Here is a 13,391-nt window from a genome sequence, read left to right on the forward strand (position 1 = left end):
GCTCGCACGCCCTGACGGAACGACTCCCGGGCCCGGCGCCCTTAGGCACCGAACCCGGGAGGCTCCTGCTTGTCCCGCTACTCCTGCTTGTCCTGCTGCTACTTCTTCTTCCAGGCGTAGTGCAGGCGGTCGAGGCCGCTCTGGTTGTTGACCTTCAGGCTGAGGCGGGTGCCGGTGCCCTGGAGGGTGGTGAGGGAGTACGTGTCACCGTTGCGCAGACCCGGCCAGTAGACCGAGCCGAGGCGCAGCTCCCGGATGACGTCGGTCGCGGCCTGGATGTAGGCGACCTCGTTGGAGCCGTTGACCGGGCCGTTGTAGTCCAGGCCGGTGGTCATGGAGGCGCCGAACTCGTCGAGGATGGTGCGCGAGGCGCAGTCGCCGATGCGCGCCTTGAAGTCCGCCTTCCACTGGTCGACGCTGGTCCAGTCGGTGTGCCAGAAACCGTAGTTGTGCAGGGCGATCCGGGTGCCGTCCAGCCGGCTGTCGGCGCAGATCGGCTTGACGTCCTCGCTGTACTTGTAGCCGCCGATCAGAACCCGGTCGCGGGGGATCGAGCGGTGGACGGTCAGCCAGCGAGCCGCCACGTCCTGCCACTCCTGCGCGGTGTAGCCGAACGGCTCGTTCATCGGCTCGAAGTACACCTTGGAGTTGTGGCCGTACGCGGTGGTGATCCGCGCCCACATCCGGTCCCAGGACGCCTGGTCGTCGATCTTGCCGTCCTTGGCGTTGTCGGCCTCCCAGTAGCCCAGGATGACCTTGAAGCCCTTGGCGGAGGCGGCGTCGATCGCGGCCCGGTACGACTTCCAGAAGGGGCCGTTCACGGACGTGGGGTTCACGGGGAGCCGGACCGTGTTGGCGCCCAGCTTGGCGAACCCGTCGATGATCGCCCGGGACTTGGCGTACGTCGTGGCGTAGCCGTCCGAGGTGGACAGCCCCGAGGGCACGACCGCGTCGTCGGCGTAGTTGTCGCGGGCGTCGGCCCAGTTGACGCCGCGGAAGTCGCTGACCGGAGGCGGCGAGGCGTGATGACGGGAGGCGGCTGCGGAGTCGGCGGACGCCGGGGCGGCGATGAGGCCGCCGAATGCCGTGACGCCGGCCAGCGACGCCGCGAGGCAGGCCGTCCCGCGATGGTTCTTGAGTGGCACCGGATCCCTTTCTGGGCGGTTGCGTCCGCGAAACCTGGAAGTGCAGGCCGGCGGCTCTGTGGCTCCCGCAAACTAAAAGAGATCTCGAACAGAGGTCAACACATCTGCACACCAAATTTCATCAAGAACACAGAGCCGACGGATCTACGAGCCGCCGCCCACGGCCAGTTCCGACCCGGTGAGCCGCACCCGGATGCCGTCCTCCTCGACCCGCACGTCCCGCAGCCGTACGGTCCCCCGCTCCGGCTCCGGCAGTTCGAACGACAGCGACAGCCGCTCCGCGAGCACGGGCCGGGTCAGCCGGGACAGGGCGTCGAGCAGATCGGGGTCGAGGCCCAGCCCGCGCAGCACGTCGGGGTTGTCCAGGGCCAGGTCGATGAGGTTGAGGTCCTGGGCCTGGCGGGCGAAGCGCGGGGAGCCGGTCAGCTCGGCGAGTTTGCCCTCGTCACCCAGGGCCTCGCGGGCGGTCGCGTCGGACACGCCCAGCCGCTTCACGATCGCCGGCACCGACAGCAGCGCCTTCGCCTTCCGGGTCTCCCGGGCGAGACCGGCGGACGCCTTCGGCGTCAGATGCAGTCCGTCCGAGGCGCCCGAGCCGGGACGGTAGGTGGCCAGGTCCCCGATGTCCAGCTGCATCCCGCCGATCTCCGTCGCGATGCCCCGCTCGCCCTGCCGCTCGATCGTGGCCTCCGCGCGCAGCCGCAGATCGCGCCCGGCCACCGGCAGAGTGCCGCGCGCCCGTACCCGGTCCCGGCCGTCACCGGTGAACGTCACCTGGGAGGCGCCGAGTTCGCGATTGAGATCGGCGAACGACAGCAGGACGTCACCGTCGAGCCGCGGCACTTGGGCGCCGCGCACCGAGGTGAGACCGTCGGCGTCCAGCCGGATGTCATGGGCGGTCGCCGACACCCTCGCCAGTGACACCCGGTCGGCCGCCACGTCCGGCACGGTCAGCCGTACCGACTCCAGCCGCTTGCCCGCGAGTTGGGTGAGAAAGGGGAAGCCGCCGATCTCCACCTCGGGCGCCGCCGCGAGGTCCAGCCGGTCCTTCAGGGCGTCCCCGGCCCTGTGCTCCGCGTACAGCAGGGCCCAGCGGTCGGCGAGGGTCACGAAGGAGGCGAGGACCACCAGACCCACCACCGCCTTCACCGCGAGCGGCAGCCCGGCGAAACGGCCACGCCGCCGCCGGCCGCCCCGGCGATGGACGGGCGGCGTCCACTCCGGCTCCTGCTCCGCCTCGTCCCCGGACCGGCCGGTGTCCGCGTCGAAGAACTCCTCCAGCGAGGTCACTTCGAGCGGGCCGTCGTCGAGGGCGCCGAGTTCGTCGTACGGGTTGCGCGGTGCCTCGGCGGGAACGTGGGGTGGCGCGGCGGGACCGTGGGGTGCCCCGGAGGGGCCGTGCGGTGCCGCGGCCTGGGCGTCGATGTGCTGATGCGGATCTGTGCGGTGGGGGGAGCGCATCACCTCATCCGAACACGCGCACCACCCCCGGCCGCAACCCGAACCCCGGGGATGCGATGTACTTCACGATCGTGATCAACCGCCGAAGCGGGTCAGGAACACGGCTGCCCTCTCACGACGGGGGCGGCCGATTTCACGCCCGAGGGCACTCGTTCGGGCCGCCCGTACCGTGATCACCCGTCACCCACCGTGCCTGGCCCGTACAGTCCGTGCTGCGAGGGCCGGTGTGTCGCCGGCCCGGCGGTCGATCGATCAGGGGACAGACACATGGACACCGAAACCGGTCGCGGCTCCCTCCCGTCCGCGCCCGAGGAGCCGTACCTTCCCGGCACGGGCAAGCCGGTTCCCGAGGCCGATCCGGAGCTGGTGAAGCGGTGGCACTCCGCACGCGGCGAACTGGTCGCGCTGCTCACCGAGGTACGTGAACGGCACGGCGGTGTCGCGGCGTTCCGCCTCGGCCCCACGCCCACGATCCTCGTCACGGACCCGGCGGCGGTGCAGCACGTCCTCGCCCGGCGGCCCGAACGGTACGTCAAACGCTCGCACCGCGCCCGGCTGCTGGTCGGCGACGGTGTCCTGTCCGCCACCGGCACGGCCTGGAAACGCCAACGCCGCCTGCTGCAGTCCCAGTTCACCGGCACCGGGATGCGCCGCTACGAACAGCGGATCACCGCCGCCGCCCGGACCACCGCGGCCCGCTGGGACAGCTGTGCCCGGACCGGGCGGACCGTCGACATCGGCGAGGAGATGCGCCGCTTCGCCCTGGACACCATCTGGCGCTCCCTCACCGGGCACCCCCTCGACGACGACACCCAGCGGGAACTGGCGGCCGTGGAGACCGTGGCCGCCGCTCTGCCGACCCTGCCCACCGAAGCCGACGAGGCCCGGGAGGCCGTCGCCGCCGATCTCGCCCGTATCGACGCGGTGGCCCGGCACGCGGTCGAGGCCGCCCGCGACGGGGCGGCGGGACCCGAGGGCCCCGGCCTGCTGCACGTCCTGACCGAGGCCGCCGCCGAACACCCCGAGTACACCGACCGACTGATCCGCGACGAGTTCGTCACCCTGCTCGCGGCCGGACACGAGACCACCGCCACCACTCTGACCTGGCTGTATCTGCTGCTCGACCGGCACCCCGAAGCCCGCGAACAGGCGCTGGCCGCCGGCCCCGAGGGCTCGGCCGAGCGCCGTCAGGCCCTCCAGGCGCTGGTCCACGAGACGCTCCGGTTCTACCCGCCGGCCTGGATCCTGCCCCGCCACGCCGCCGAGGACGACCTCCTCGCCGGACACGCCGTCGCGGCGGGCACCGACCTCCTGGTCTGCCCGTACCTCACCCACCGCGACCCCGGACTCTGGCCGGATCCCGAGCGCTTCGACCCCCGGCGCTTCACCACCCCGGGCGGCCGGCCCTCCCACCCCGGCGCCTACTACCCCTTCGGTATCGGCCCCCGCGCCTGCCTCGGTCTCCAGTTCGCGCTGCGCGAGTCGACCGTCCTCCTCGAACACCTGCTGCCGGTCCACGTCCCGGCCTTCCACTCCGTCCCCGCGAAGGCCGTCCACGGCATCACCGTCCGCCCCGACGGCCCCACCCCGGCGACCCTGCGGCCGTCGCCGAGCTGAGTCAGCCGGCGAAGCTGTCGCGGGCGTGTTCGATGTCGCCGAGATACCGGTGGGTCCAGCCACACAGGGCGTCGACCGTGGTGCGCAGGGCCCGGCCCGGTTCGGTGAGGGTGTACTCGACACGCGGCGGCACGGTCGGGTACACCGTCCGGTCCACCAGGCCGTTGCGCTCCAGCATCCGCAGGTTCTGGGTCAGCATCTTGTGACTGACCCCCTCGACCTCGTCGCGCAGCTCGCTGAAGCGCAGGGTGCGCTCGCCCAGCGCCTCGATGATCAGCAGCGCCCACTTGTTGGCGACGTCGGAGAAGATCTCCCGTGCCAGGGAGTCCGCCCGCCGGAGGTCCGCGTCCTCGGGCAGGCCCTTGAGCTGGTGCTTGGTCGCCATCAGGTCCCTCGGTCATCGCACAGTGCGTGCTTCGTACAGTGCGTTTCTTCGTACAGTGCGTTCTTCCAGGTCACCGCTCACTCTCCTACGGTTTCCGAGTAACCACAAGAGAGCCAGGAGCCGGGGTCAGGCCTCGGCCGGCCCGTAGCGGGCCGCGGCCGCCCCCGTGCGCAGGGCCCAGTAGCGGTCGCCGTACGACCAGTGCCACCACTCCGTGGGGTAGTTGGCGAGGCCGGCCGTGGTGAGGGCGGCGGACAGGATACGGCGATGGCGGCGCGCGGCGGCCGAGATGTTCGGGGCCGCCGTGTAGCAGGCGCCGTCGCTCTCCTCGGGGCTCGCGTTCACCGGGGTGCCCAGATCCAGTTCGGCGCCCCGGGCGGTGCACAGGGTCAGATCGACGGCGGCGCCCGCCACATGCGGGCCGATCTCCGGCGGCGACAGGGAACGGCTCGTCCGGTCCCGCAGATACGACGCCGGCCACTCGGGATGCGCGGCGCGCAACTCGGCCTCGTACCGGTCGAAGTACCGCTGCTGCAGGGCGAACGGGCGGTAGCCCTCCGTGACCAGCAGACACAGCCCGTCGGGCAGCAGCCGCGCGGCCCGGGCCAGCCGCCAGGCCACACCCTCGCGCAGAAGGGCGTAGGCACCCGCCGGGTCGGCGAGCCGGGTGTCGACGCGCAGGAACGACAACTCCCGCAGATCCACCAGGGGTTCGCGGGACTCGTGGACCGGGACACCGGCCACCCGGGGGTCGTTCATGAGGATGATCTCTGACATCTCAGTCCTGTGGGAGGTGGCGTGACGCACGAGATGCCCCCGGGGCCGGTTTGGGGACCGGCACCGGGGGCTCCCCCGTGGGTGTCTGGCTCTCGTTTCCGCCGCTCGTTACTTCTTGGGCGTCACATAGCCGACGACGTCACCGGCCTTGGTGTTGTACCGGGTGCGCTGGTACACGCCCTCGGTGCCACCGTTGCCGGTCTTGGTGGTGTTGCCCTCGATGGTGGTGAGGGCCTTGGTCTTGGCGTTGTAGCCGATGACGATGCCGATGTGGTCGACGTCCCAGCCGTTGGTCCCGAGGCCGGGCGTGCTGCCGTCCCAGTCGTAGAGCACCGCGTCACCGATCTTCGGGACGTAGGAACCCCGGGCGTGCCAGGTGCCGATGGAGTTGCGGGCCCGGTAGAACGAGCCGGCGAAGGCGTCGGTGTTCTTGGTGCGCGCGCCGGAGTTCTTCCAGACGTAGCGGACGAAGTCGGCGCACCAGTTGTTCGTGCGCCACTGGAGTCCGCCGACCTTCTTGCAGTTGCCGACGACACCGCTCTTCGGGCTGGTGGCGACGGCGCTGTAGTAGTTGCAGTTACCGGCCTTCTCGCGGTTGCGCGGCGACAGGTTCACCTGCTGCTGCGCCTTGCTCTTGATGGCCGACTGGAGCGAGACCGCCGCCGCCGCGGAGGCCGAGCGCGGCGACTCCGTGGTGGCCGACGCCGCCCCCGCGGTGAGCGTGCCGCCCGCGAGGGCCGCGATCAGCAGGAGGGTGGTGGCGGTGCCGTGCTTGGTGGTGCCGTGCTTGGTGGTGCTGGACATCGGAAGTCCTTTCCCCGTTGAATCCCCGTTGGTGCCGGGGGAGTTCGGGTTGCTGCCCGTTCCCCTCCGACACCGAGAAGCTTCGCGGGGCCCGCTACAACTTCCCTTCAGGTCCTCTTCACTTCGTCTACTACGACTCCCGTGCCTCATGCGCCTCGTACGCGGTGAACACCTCGCCCGCTTCCTCCCGCAGCGCGAGAGCCCCCTTCTCGTCGCCGAGGCGGTCTCGCAACTCCGCGAGGGAGCGCAGCGTACGGGCCCGGGGCAGAGGGAGCCGTAGCGTGTCCCAGAGTGCGACGGACTCGGTGAGATGCGTCTCCGCCTCCGCCAACTCCCCTGCGGCGAGGGCGCATTCGCCGAGCGTGCGCCGGACCAGCGCCTCGCCCCACCGGTCGCCGTACGTCCGGCACACATCGAGCAGACCGGCCAAATCCGCCGCCGCCTCCCGGGTCCGCCCCAGCCTCAGCCGGGCCTTCGCGCGCGCCTGGGCGGCGTACGCGCTCATCAGCCGGTCGCCGAACTCCTGGAGAATCGTCAGCGCCCGCCCGGACAGTTCCTCCGCCGCCGTGTACTCGCCGAGGGCGCGGTGCAGCAGCCCGTACGACCGCAGGGCCAGCGCCTCGCCGCGCCGGCTGCCGAGCCGGCGGTAGGCGGCCAGGGACTCGTCGAGGAGGACGCGGGCGGTGGCGTACTCGCCGACTTCGAGGTGGACCGAGCCGGCGAGACGGCAGGCGAGGCCGAGGCCCGCCGTGTCGTCGAGCCGTCTGAAGTCCTCGATGGCACGGGTGAGTTCACGCGCGGAGTCCCGCAGCCGGCCCTGCTCCCGGTAGGTGCCGCCCAGTCCCGCCAGGGCCGCCGCGTGTCCCCGGGTGTCGCCGAGATCGGCGCACAGCCGGACCGCCTGCCGGTAGTGGTCCACTGACTCGGTGAAGTCGTCCTGCTCGTACCGGAGTTGCCCGAGGCCGATGAGCAGCAGGGCCTCCCCGGTACGGTCCTCGGCTCGGCGTACGGCGGCGAGCGCGGCCTCATGGGTACGCGACCACGAGTCGAAGCGGTTGTTGACGATGTACGCCGACGAGCACAGGGTGACGGCGGCCTCGCGGGCGAGCGCGTGCAGGTCCATCGCGGCGGCCCGCTCGACGGCGGTGGCGATCGCCCCGGCCTCCGCCTCGAACCACGCGGTCGGGTCCGCCAGCACCTGCCGGGCGGCCCGATCACCGACCGGCCACAGGGTGCTGGGGTCCTGGAGCACCACCTCACCGGACGGCCCGGCGGCGGTCGCCCGGGCGGTGAGCCACAGCCAGGCGCCGAGCGCGCGCCCGAGGGCGGCGGCCCGCTCGGCGCGCGGTTCCTCCGTCTCGGCCCGCTCGGCCGCGTACACCCGGACCAGGTCGTGCAGTCCGAACCGCGCCTGCCCGGCCGGGTCGACACCGGTGAAGTGCAGCAGCTGCGCGTCGACGAGCCGGTCCACGACGTCCTCGGCGTCCTCGGGATCCGGCAGGTCCAGCAGCGCGGCCACCGTCCAGGCGGCCACGTCCGGCGCGCCGAGCAGACCGAGGCGCCGCAGGGCGGTACGGCAGAGCGGGTCGAGGGCGTCGTAGCTGAGACCGAGGCCGGTGCGGACCTCCAGGTCGCCGACGGTGAGTTCGTCGAGACGGCGGCGTTCGTCGGCGAGGCGGTCGGCGAGCATCCGCGGCGTCCAGTGCCGGCGGGTCGCGAGGCGGGCCCCGGCGATCCGCAGGGCCAGCGGCAGCCCGCCGCACAGGGCGACGATACGGCGGGCCGCCTCCGCGTCGCTCCGGACCTGCCCGTCACCGGCGATCCGGGCGAGCAGATCGATCCCCAACTCGTCGTCCAGCACGTCGAGTCCGGTACGGGCCGCGCCGCCGAGCCCCGCCAGCCGGGCGCGGGAGGTGATCAGCACGCCACAGCTGGCGCTGCCCGGCAGCAGGGGCCGTACCTGCGCCTCGCTGCCCGCGTCGTCGAGGACGAGCAGCACCCGGCGGCGGGCGAGCAGGCTGCGGAAGAGGTCGCCGCGTTCGGCGGGGCCGTCGGGCGGTTCGGTGCCCAGCGCGCGCAGCAGCCGGGCCAGCACCTCGGCGGGCGGCACCGGATCGCTGAAGCCGTGCAGTTCGGCGTAGAGCTGGCCGTCCGGGTAGTCGGCGGCGACCCGGTGCGCGACCTGCACGGCGAACGCGGACTTCCCGACCCCGCCGGGCCCCGACACCACCGCCACCGGCATCGCCTCCCGCGCCCCGGTCAACAACGCCGACACCTCCCCGAGCTGCCGCTCACGCCCCGTGAAGTCCCCGATGGCAGGCGGCAACAGAGCGGCCCGCGGCAACCCGTCGGTGCGCGGCAGCGCGTCCCTGCGCAGCAACGCTTCATACGACGCCCACGCCTCGTCCGGCCCGCGCGCCGGGCCCACGGGGGCGCCGTCCCCATCGCCCACCACGGAGGGGGCGGGCCGCGGGGTGGGCTCGGACGGGCGGTTGGGGTCCGAGGGGCTCGCGGGGCCTGAGTGGTGAGCGGGGTCCGAGGGGTGAGCGGGGTCCGAGAGGCGGTCGGGGGCCGGCCGGTGGGTGGAGTCCATCCCGTGGAGGGAGCCCGAACGGTGAGCGGCCTCCTGACGATTGGCGGCCCCGGCCCCGGCCCCGGCCCCGGCCTCAGACCTGGCCTGGGCTCCGGGAGATCCGGCCCCGGCCCCGGGCCACGAACTGAACCCGGCCTCAGACCCGGCCCCGGCACCGGCCCGGGCCTCGGGCTCAGACCCGGCCCCGGGCCCCGACTTGGGCCCGGTCCCTGCCTCAGACCCGTACCTAGCCTCGGAACCGGCCCCGTGCATCAGCTCCGGGTCCGAGCGCAGGATCGCCGCGTGCAGCTGGCGTAACCCCGGGCCGGGATCGATGCCCAGTTCGTCGGCGAGGACGGCGCGGCCCTCGGCGTATGTCGTGAGGGCGTCGGCCTGTCGGCCCAGGCGGTAGAGGGCGAGCATCAGATGTCCGCGCAGCCCTTCCCGGGTGGGGTGGGTGCCGACCAGCGCGGTCAGTTCGGCGACGAGGCTCTGCTCATGGCCGGGCACGGCGAGGTCGGCCGAGATACGGTCCTCCAGGGCGGCCTGCCGCGCCTCCTCCAGCCGCTCGGCCTCGACACGCAGTGCGTCCCCGATCCCCCCGAGGGCAGGCCCGTGCCACAACTCCAGTGCCGCACGCAGGAGTCGGGAGGCCTCGGCACGGTCGCCGGCGGCCGCCCGGCCCCGCCCCGCCACCGTGAGCCGCTCGAACTCCCCGAGGTCGATCCGGTCGCCACCGCCGCCCTCGTCGCCGTCCACGCGCAGCAGATAGCCGGGCGGACGGGTCTCGATCCCGTCGGCCCCGGTGGGCAGCGCGCGCCGGAGTCCCGAGACGTACGTCTGGATCAACGCCCGTGCCGAGTCCGGCGGTTCGTCACCCCAGATCGTGTCGATCAGCGCCTCGGCCGCGACCACCCGCCCCGGCCGCAGCAGCAACGCGGCCAGCAGCGCCCGGGGTTTGGGCCCGCCGAGCGAGAGACGACGGCCGCCGGACCAGACCTCGACCGGCCCGAGCAGTCGGTATTCCAGGCTCACAGCGCCCCCGTTTCCGCCCCATAGCGCTCCGTTCCCGCACTATTTCGCGTGCATGCCAACTCTGAACAGCTCGGGATCGTACGCATACGGTGAACGCACGGTCACGAACGACATGCACGGCGACGGCTCCCCGCCCGTTCACGTACGACACTCGTGTTCACACGCGACACGCTTGCCGGTAGGGAGTGACCTTCGTCGGTGACACCACCTCCGGCGGCGCGCCTACAAGGTCTACCGGGCACAGGCGGGCTCGTACCGCTTCAACGGCACGTCGCCCACGGCCCGATAGGCAACGGAGGGACCCGGCCGGAAAAGCTGAGTTCAATTCGGTACCGGAGGTCGTCCGCGTCAGTCGGGGATCAGTACGGCACGCCCCCGTACCCGGCCCGAACGGAGCGCGTCGATCGCCTCCGGGGCCCGCGACAGCGGGAACCGCTCCGTCGCGACCCTGACGGCGCCGGCGCGGGCGAGCGCCACGACCTGCTCCAGGTCGGGCCGGGTGCCCCAGAACGGCAGGGAGATCCGCAAGCCCGGAGGGAGAGCCCCGGGCTTGCGGACCGTCAGTTCCCCGCCACCGCTGCCGACGAGGGAGAGGGCACCGCCCGCCCGCAGCACGCTCAGCCCCAACCCGAGCGTGGCGGACGTGCCGACGAAGTCGAGAACGGCGTCGGCCCCCGCGCCACCGGTCCGCTTCCGCAGCACCTCGGCCGTGTCCGCCCGCACGACCGTCCCGAAGTGCGCCCCGCACTCCTCGGCGAGGGCGATCGCCTCCTCCCGTACGTCCACCGCGAGCACCCGGGCGGCCGTGGTGGCGCGGAGGATCTGCACCGCCAGATGCCCCAGCCCGCCGACGCCGACGACGAGCACGCTCGCGCCGACGCCGGGATCCACACCCCCGTGCTCCCCGTCGCCGAGCGTCGGCCGCAGTCCCGCCACCGCGTGGTACGACGTGAGCCCAGCGTCGGACAGCGGCGCGGCCTGGGCCGGGTCAAGGTCGCCCACCGGTACCAGCAGGCGTCCGGACGGGACGAGCAGGAAGTCGGCCAGGCCGCCGTCGCGCCCGAGTCCCGCCCCGGTCCCGGTACGGGTCGCGTCCAGGGCGGCGCGGCGGTCGCAGTAGTTCTCCGCGCCCGCCGCGCAGCGCCCGCACCGGCCGCAACCCCAGGGGCCGTACACGACCACCCGCTCCCCTGCCCCGGGCCCTACGGCGTCCGGACCCCGCTCGACCACCCGGCCGGCCACCTCGTGCCCGAGAGTGAAGGGCGGCTCGTACGGCAGGGCGCCGGGTCGCGCGGCGAGGACGTGCAGGTCGGAGCCGCACAGCCCGGCCGCCTCGACCCGCAGCAGCACCTCCTCGCCACTCGGCGCGGGGCGTTCCACCTCGGTGACCACCGGTTGGCCGCCCCAGCGCGTCAGCCGGACCGCTCGCATTCCGTCCTCCCGGCGCAGCCTGTTGACAGGGGCGCCACCATAGCAAAAATGAAGTCAGTTCAGTAGGAGTCGGTTGAGTAGACGGCGACGGTGCGAGGACGGTGGCTCGATGGGCGACAGAAGCACGGGGCACGGCCGATTCACGGGACGGGTCGCACTGGTCACCGGCGCGGGCTCCGGGATCGGCAGGGCGGTCGCGCGCGGACTGGCCGCCCAGGGCGCCGAGGCCGTCGTCGTGGCGGACATCGACGGCCCGGCCGCCGGCACGGTGGCACGGCAACTGACCGCGGGGCACGCGGTGGACCTGGACGTGGTCGACGCCGACCAGGTCGACCACGTGGTCGACGCGACCGTACGGGCGCACGGCCGACTGGACGTGGTGGTGCACGCGGCGGCCGTCGACGATCCCACCGTGAAGGAGTGGCTGGCCGACGCGGTACTGGCGGGCCGGCCGCCCGAGGTGACCACGCGCCTCGGTACCGAGGCCTGGCGGCGGGTCCTGCGGATCAACCTGGACGGCACCTTCCACGTCCTGCGCGCCGCCCTGCGGGTGATGGCGCCGAACCGCTCGGGAGCCGTCGTCACCTTCGGTTCCTCCGCGGCCTTCGACACACTCACCGGCTATCCGCACTACGCGGCCTCCAAGGCCGGCGTGCACGCACTGAGCCAGTCCGTGGCCAAGGAGGCCATCGCGTTCGGCGTGCGCGTCAACACCGTGGCCCCCGGTCCGACCGAGACCGGCATGGCCGCCCACACCCCGGCGGTGCTGCGCGCGGGCTTCGCCGACCCGCGCGTACGGCCGTACGCGACGCCGGAGGAGATCGCCGACGTCGCGCTGTTCCTGGCGAGCGACGAGGCCGCCAACCTCGTCGGCGCGGTGCTGCTCGCCAACGGCGGCCGCTTCACGGCGTAGCCGGCGGTCCGGCGCACAGGCGGGAACCGGGGGACCACACATGACCGTGCTACATGACCGCGACGCGGGAGGCCTGATGTTCCGGTTCGACGTGGATCCGGCACTGCTGGGAGAGACGGAGGAACGGCGGCAACTGCGCACGGCGCTCCGGGAGTTCCTGGCGCGGATGTGCGGGCCCGAGGAGGTGCGCGGGCAGACGGCCGGGCCGCGCGGGTTCGACCGGGCGCTGTGGGACCGGCTCGCCGGGGAGATCGGGGTGCACGGTCTCGCGCTGCCCGAGGAGTACGGGGGAGCCGGCGGCTCGTTCGCCGACCTCGCCGTGGCGCTGGAGGAGACCGGACGCGTCCTGTGTCCGGCCCCGCTGCTGCCGACCGTCGTGCTCGCCGCGCACGCCCTGCTGGTCGGTGGCGACCGGGCGGCGTGCGCTCGCTGGCTGCCGGGGATCGCCTCCGGCGCCCTCACCGCCACCGTCGCCGGGTTCGCGCACCCGGCGCGGATCACCGCCGAACGCGGGCCGGGCGGCTGGCTGCTGCGCGGCGAGGCGGACTTCGTGCTCGACGGCGAGGGCGCCGACGTCGTGCTGGCCGTCGCCCAGGCGCCCGACGGCCCGCGCCTGTTCGCCTGCGAGCCGGACGCCGGGGGCTGCGACCGTACGGCGCGGCGGGTACTGGACCCCACCCGCCGTCAGGCCCTGCTCCGCTTCCAGGGCGCACCCGCCGAACCGGTCGGCGAGGCGGGCCAGGCCTCCGAAATCGTCGGCGCCGTCCTGGACGCCGGGCGGACGGCGCTGGCCGCCGAGCAGGTCGGCGGCTGCGGCCACGCACTCGACGCGATCGTGAAATACGTGTCGCACCGAACTCAGTTCGGTCGCCCGATCGGGTCGTTCCAGGCCGTCAAGCATCGCCTGGCCGATCTGCTGGTCGAGGTCGAGGCGGCGAGGTCGGCGGCCGGGTACGCGGCCGTCCGTCTCGCGGTCCCGGAAGCGGGGCGGGAGGAGGAGTCGCGGGTGGCGGCGAGCGCCGCGGCGGTGGTGTGCGCCACCGCCTACCGTCGGGCCGCCGCCGAATACGTGCAGCTCCACGGGGGGATCGGCTTCACCTGGGAGCACCCGGCCCATCTGTATGTACGCCGGGCGCGGGCCGACGAGGCGCTCTTCGGCACGGCGGACGACCACCGCGTACGACTGGCCGGACTCCTCGGCCTCACCGGGCAGCCGGGCTGAGTCCGCTCCGCCGGCTGATTCGGCCGGCC

The 13,391-nt window shown here is 73.3% G+C and carries 10 protein-coding genes; 3 read left to right on the top strand and 7 right to left on the bottom strand.

Annotation, left to right across the window (positions count from 1 at the left end; translation table 11 throughout):
• Positions 1–98: 98 nt before the first annotated feature.
• Positions 99–1,145 (bottom strand): glycoside hydrolase family 5 protein, encoded by a 1,047-nt coding sequence (locus tag ACZ7MG_RS04625; protein WP_471392555.1) that lies wholly within the window; start codon positions 1,143–1,145, stop codon positions 99–101.
• Between the two features lie 144 nt (positions 1,146–1,289).
• On the bottom strand, positions 1,290–2,606 hold the full coding sequence (locus ACZ7MG_RS04630; protein ID WP_471392558.1) for an LmeA family phospholipid-binding protein: 1,317 nt from the start codon (positions 2,604–2,606) through the stop codon (positions 1,290–1,292).
• A 267-nt stretch (positions 2,607–2,873) separates the two neighbouring features.
• On the opposite strand from ACZ7MG_RS04630, the gene ACZ7MG_RS04635 reads away from it, so the two are divergent.
• Positions 2,874–4,223 (top strand): cytochrome P450, encoded by a 1,350-nt coding sequence (locus ACZ7MG_RS04635; protein ID WP_471392562.1) that lies wholly within the window; start codon positions 2,874–2,876, stop codon positions 4,221–4,223.
• A gap of 1 nt (position 4,224) precedes the next feature.
• On the opposite strand, the gene ACZ7MG_RS04640 is transcribed toward ACZ7MG_RS04635, so the two are convergent.
• The 5 genes from ACZ7MG_RS04640 to ACZ7MG_RS04660 form a co-directional block, all read right to left on the bottom strand.
• On the bottom strand, positions 4,225–4,608 hold the full coding sequence (locus ACZ7MG_RS04640) for a winged helix-turn-helix transcriptional regulator (protein ID WP_471392564.1): 384 nt from the start codon (positions 4,606–4,608) through the stop codon (positions 4,225–4,227).
• Between the two features lie 126 nt (positions 4,609–4,734).
• Positions 4,735–5,385 (bottom strand): M15 family metallopeptidase, encoded by a 651-nt coding sequence (locus tag ACZ7MG_RS04645; RefSeq protein ID WP_471392567.1) that lies wholly within the window; start codon positions 5,383–5,385, stop codon positions 4,735–4,737.
• Positions 5,386–5,493: 108 nt separating this feature from the next.
• The gene (locus ACZ7MG_RS04650; RefSeq protein WP_471392570.1) at positions 5,494–6,189 is read right to left on the bottom strand and encodes a CHAP domain-containing protein; all 696 of its coding nucleotides are present in this window, start codon (positions 6,187–6,189) and stop codon (positions 5,494–5,496) included.
• 130 nt (positions 6,190–6,319) lie between these two features.
• The gene (locus ACZ7MG_RS04655; protein ID WP_471392573.1) at positions 6,320–9,796 is read right to left on the bottom strand and encodes an AfsR/SARP family transcriptional regulator; all 3,477 of its coding nucleotides are present in this window, start codon (positions 9,794–9,796) and stop codon (positions 6,320–6,322) included.
• A gap of 348 nt (positions 9,797–10,144) precedes the next feature.
• Positions 10,145–11,227, bottom strand: a complete 1,083-nt coding sequence (locus ACZ7MG_RS04660; RefSeq protein ID WP_471392577.1) for an NAD(P)-dependent alcohol dehydrogenase — start codon at positions 11,225–11,227, stop codon at positions 10,145–10,147.
• Between the two features lie 109 nt (positions 11,228–11,336).
• Here ACZ7MG_RS04660 and ACZ7MG_RS04665 point away from each other — a divergent pair, with 109 nt between their 5' ends.
• Together ACZ7MG_RS04665 and ACZ7MG_RS04670 are read left to right on the top strand one after the other, a co-directional pair.
• The gene (locus ACZ7MG_RS04665) at positions 11,337–12,140 is read left to right on the top strand and encodes an SDR family NAD(P)-dependent oxidoreductase (protein WP_471392580.1); all 804 of its coding nucleotides are present in this window, start codon (positions 11,337–11,339) and stop codon (positions 12,138–12,140) included.
• A 40-nt stretch (positions 12,141–12,180) separates the two neighbouring features.
• Positions 12,181–13,362, top strand: a complete 1,182-nt coding sequence (locus ACZ7MG_RS04670) for an acyl-CoA dehydrogenase family protein (RefSeq protein ID WP_471392583.1) — start codon at positions 12,181–12,183, stop codon at positions 13,360–13,362.
• Positions 13,363–13,391 lie beyond the last annotated feature (29 nt).

The sequence above is a fragment of the Streptomyces sp. NPDC107538 genome, assembly GCF_055657445.1.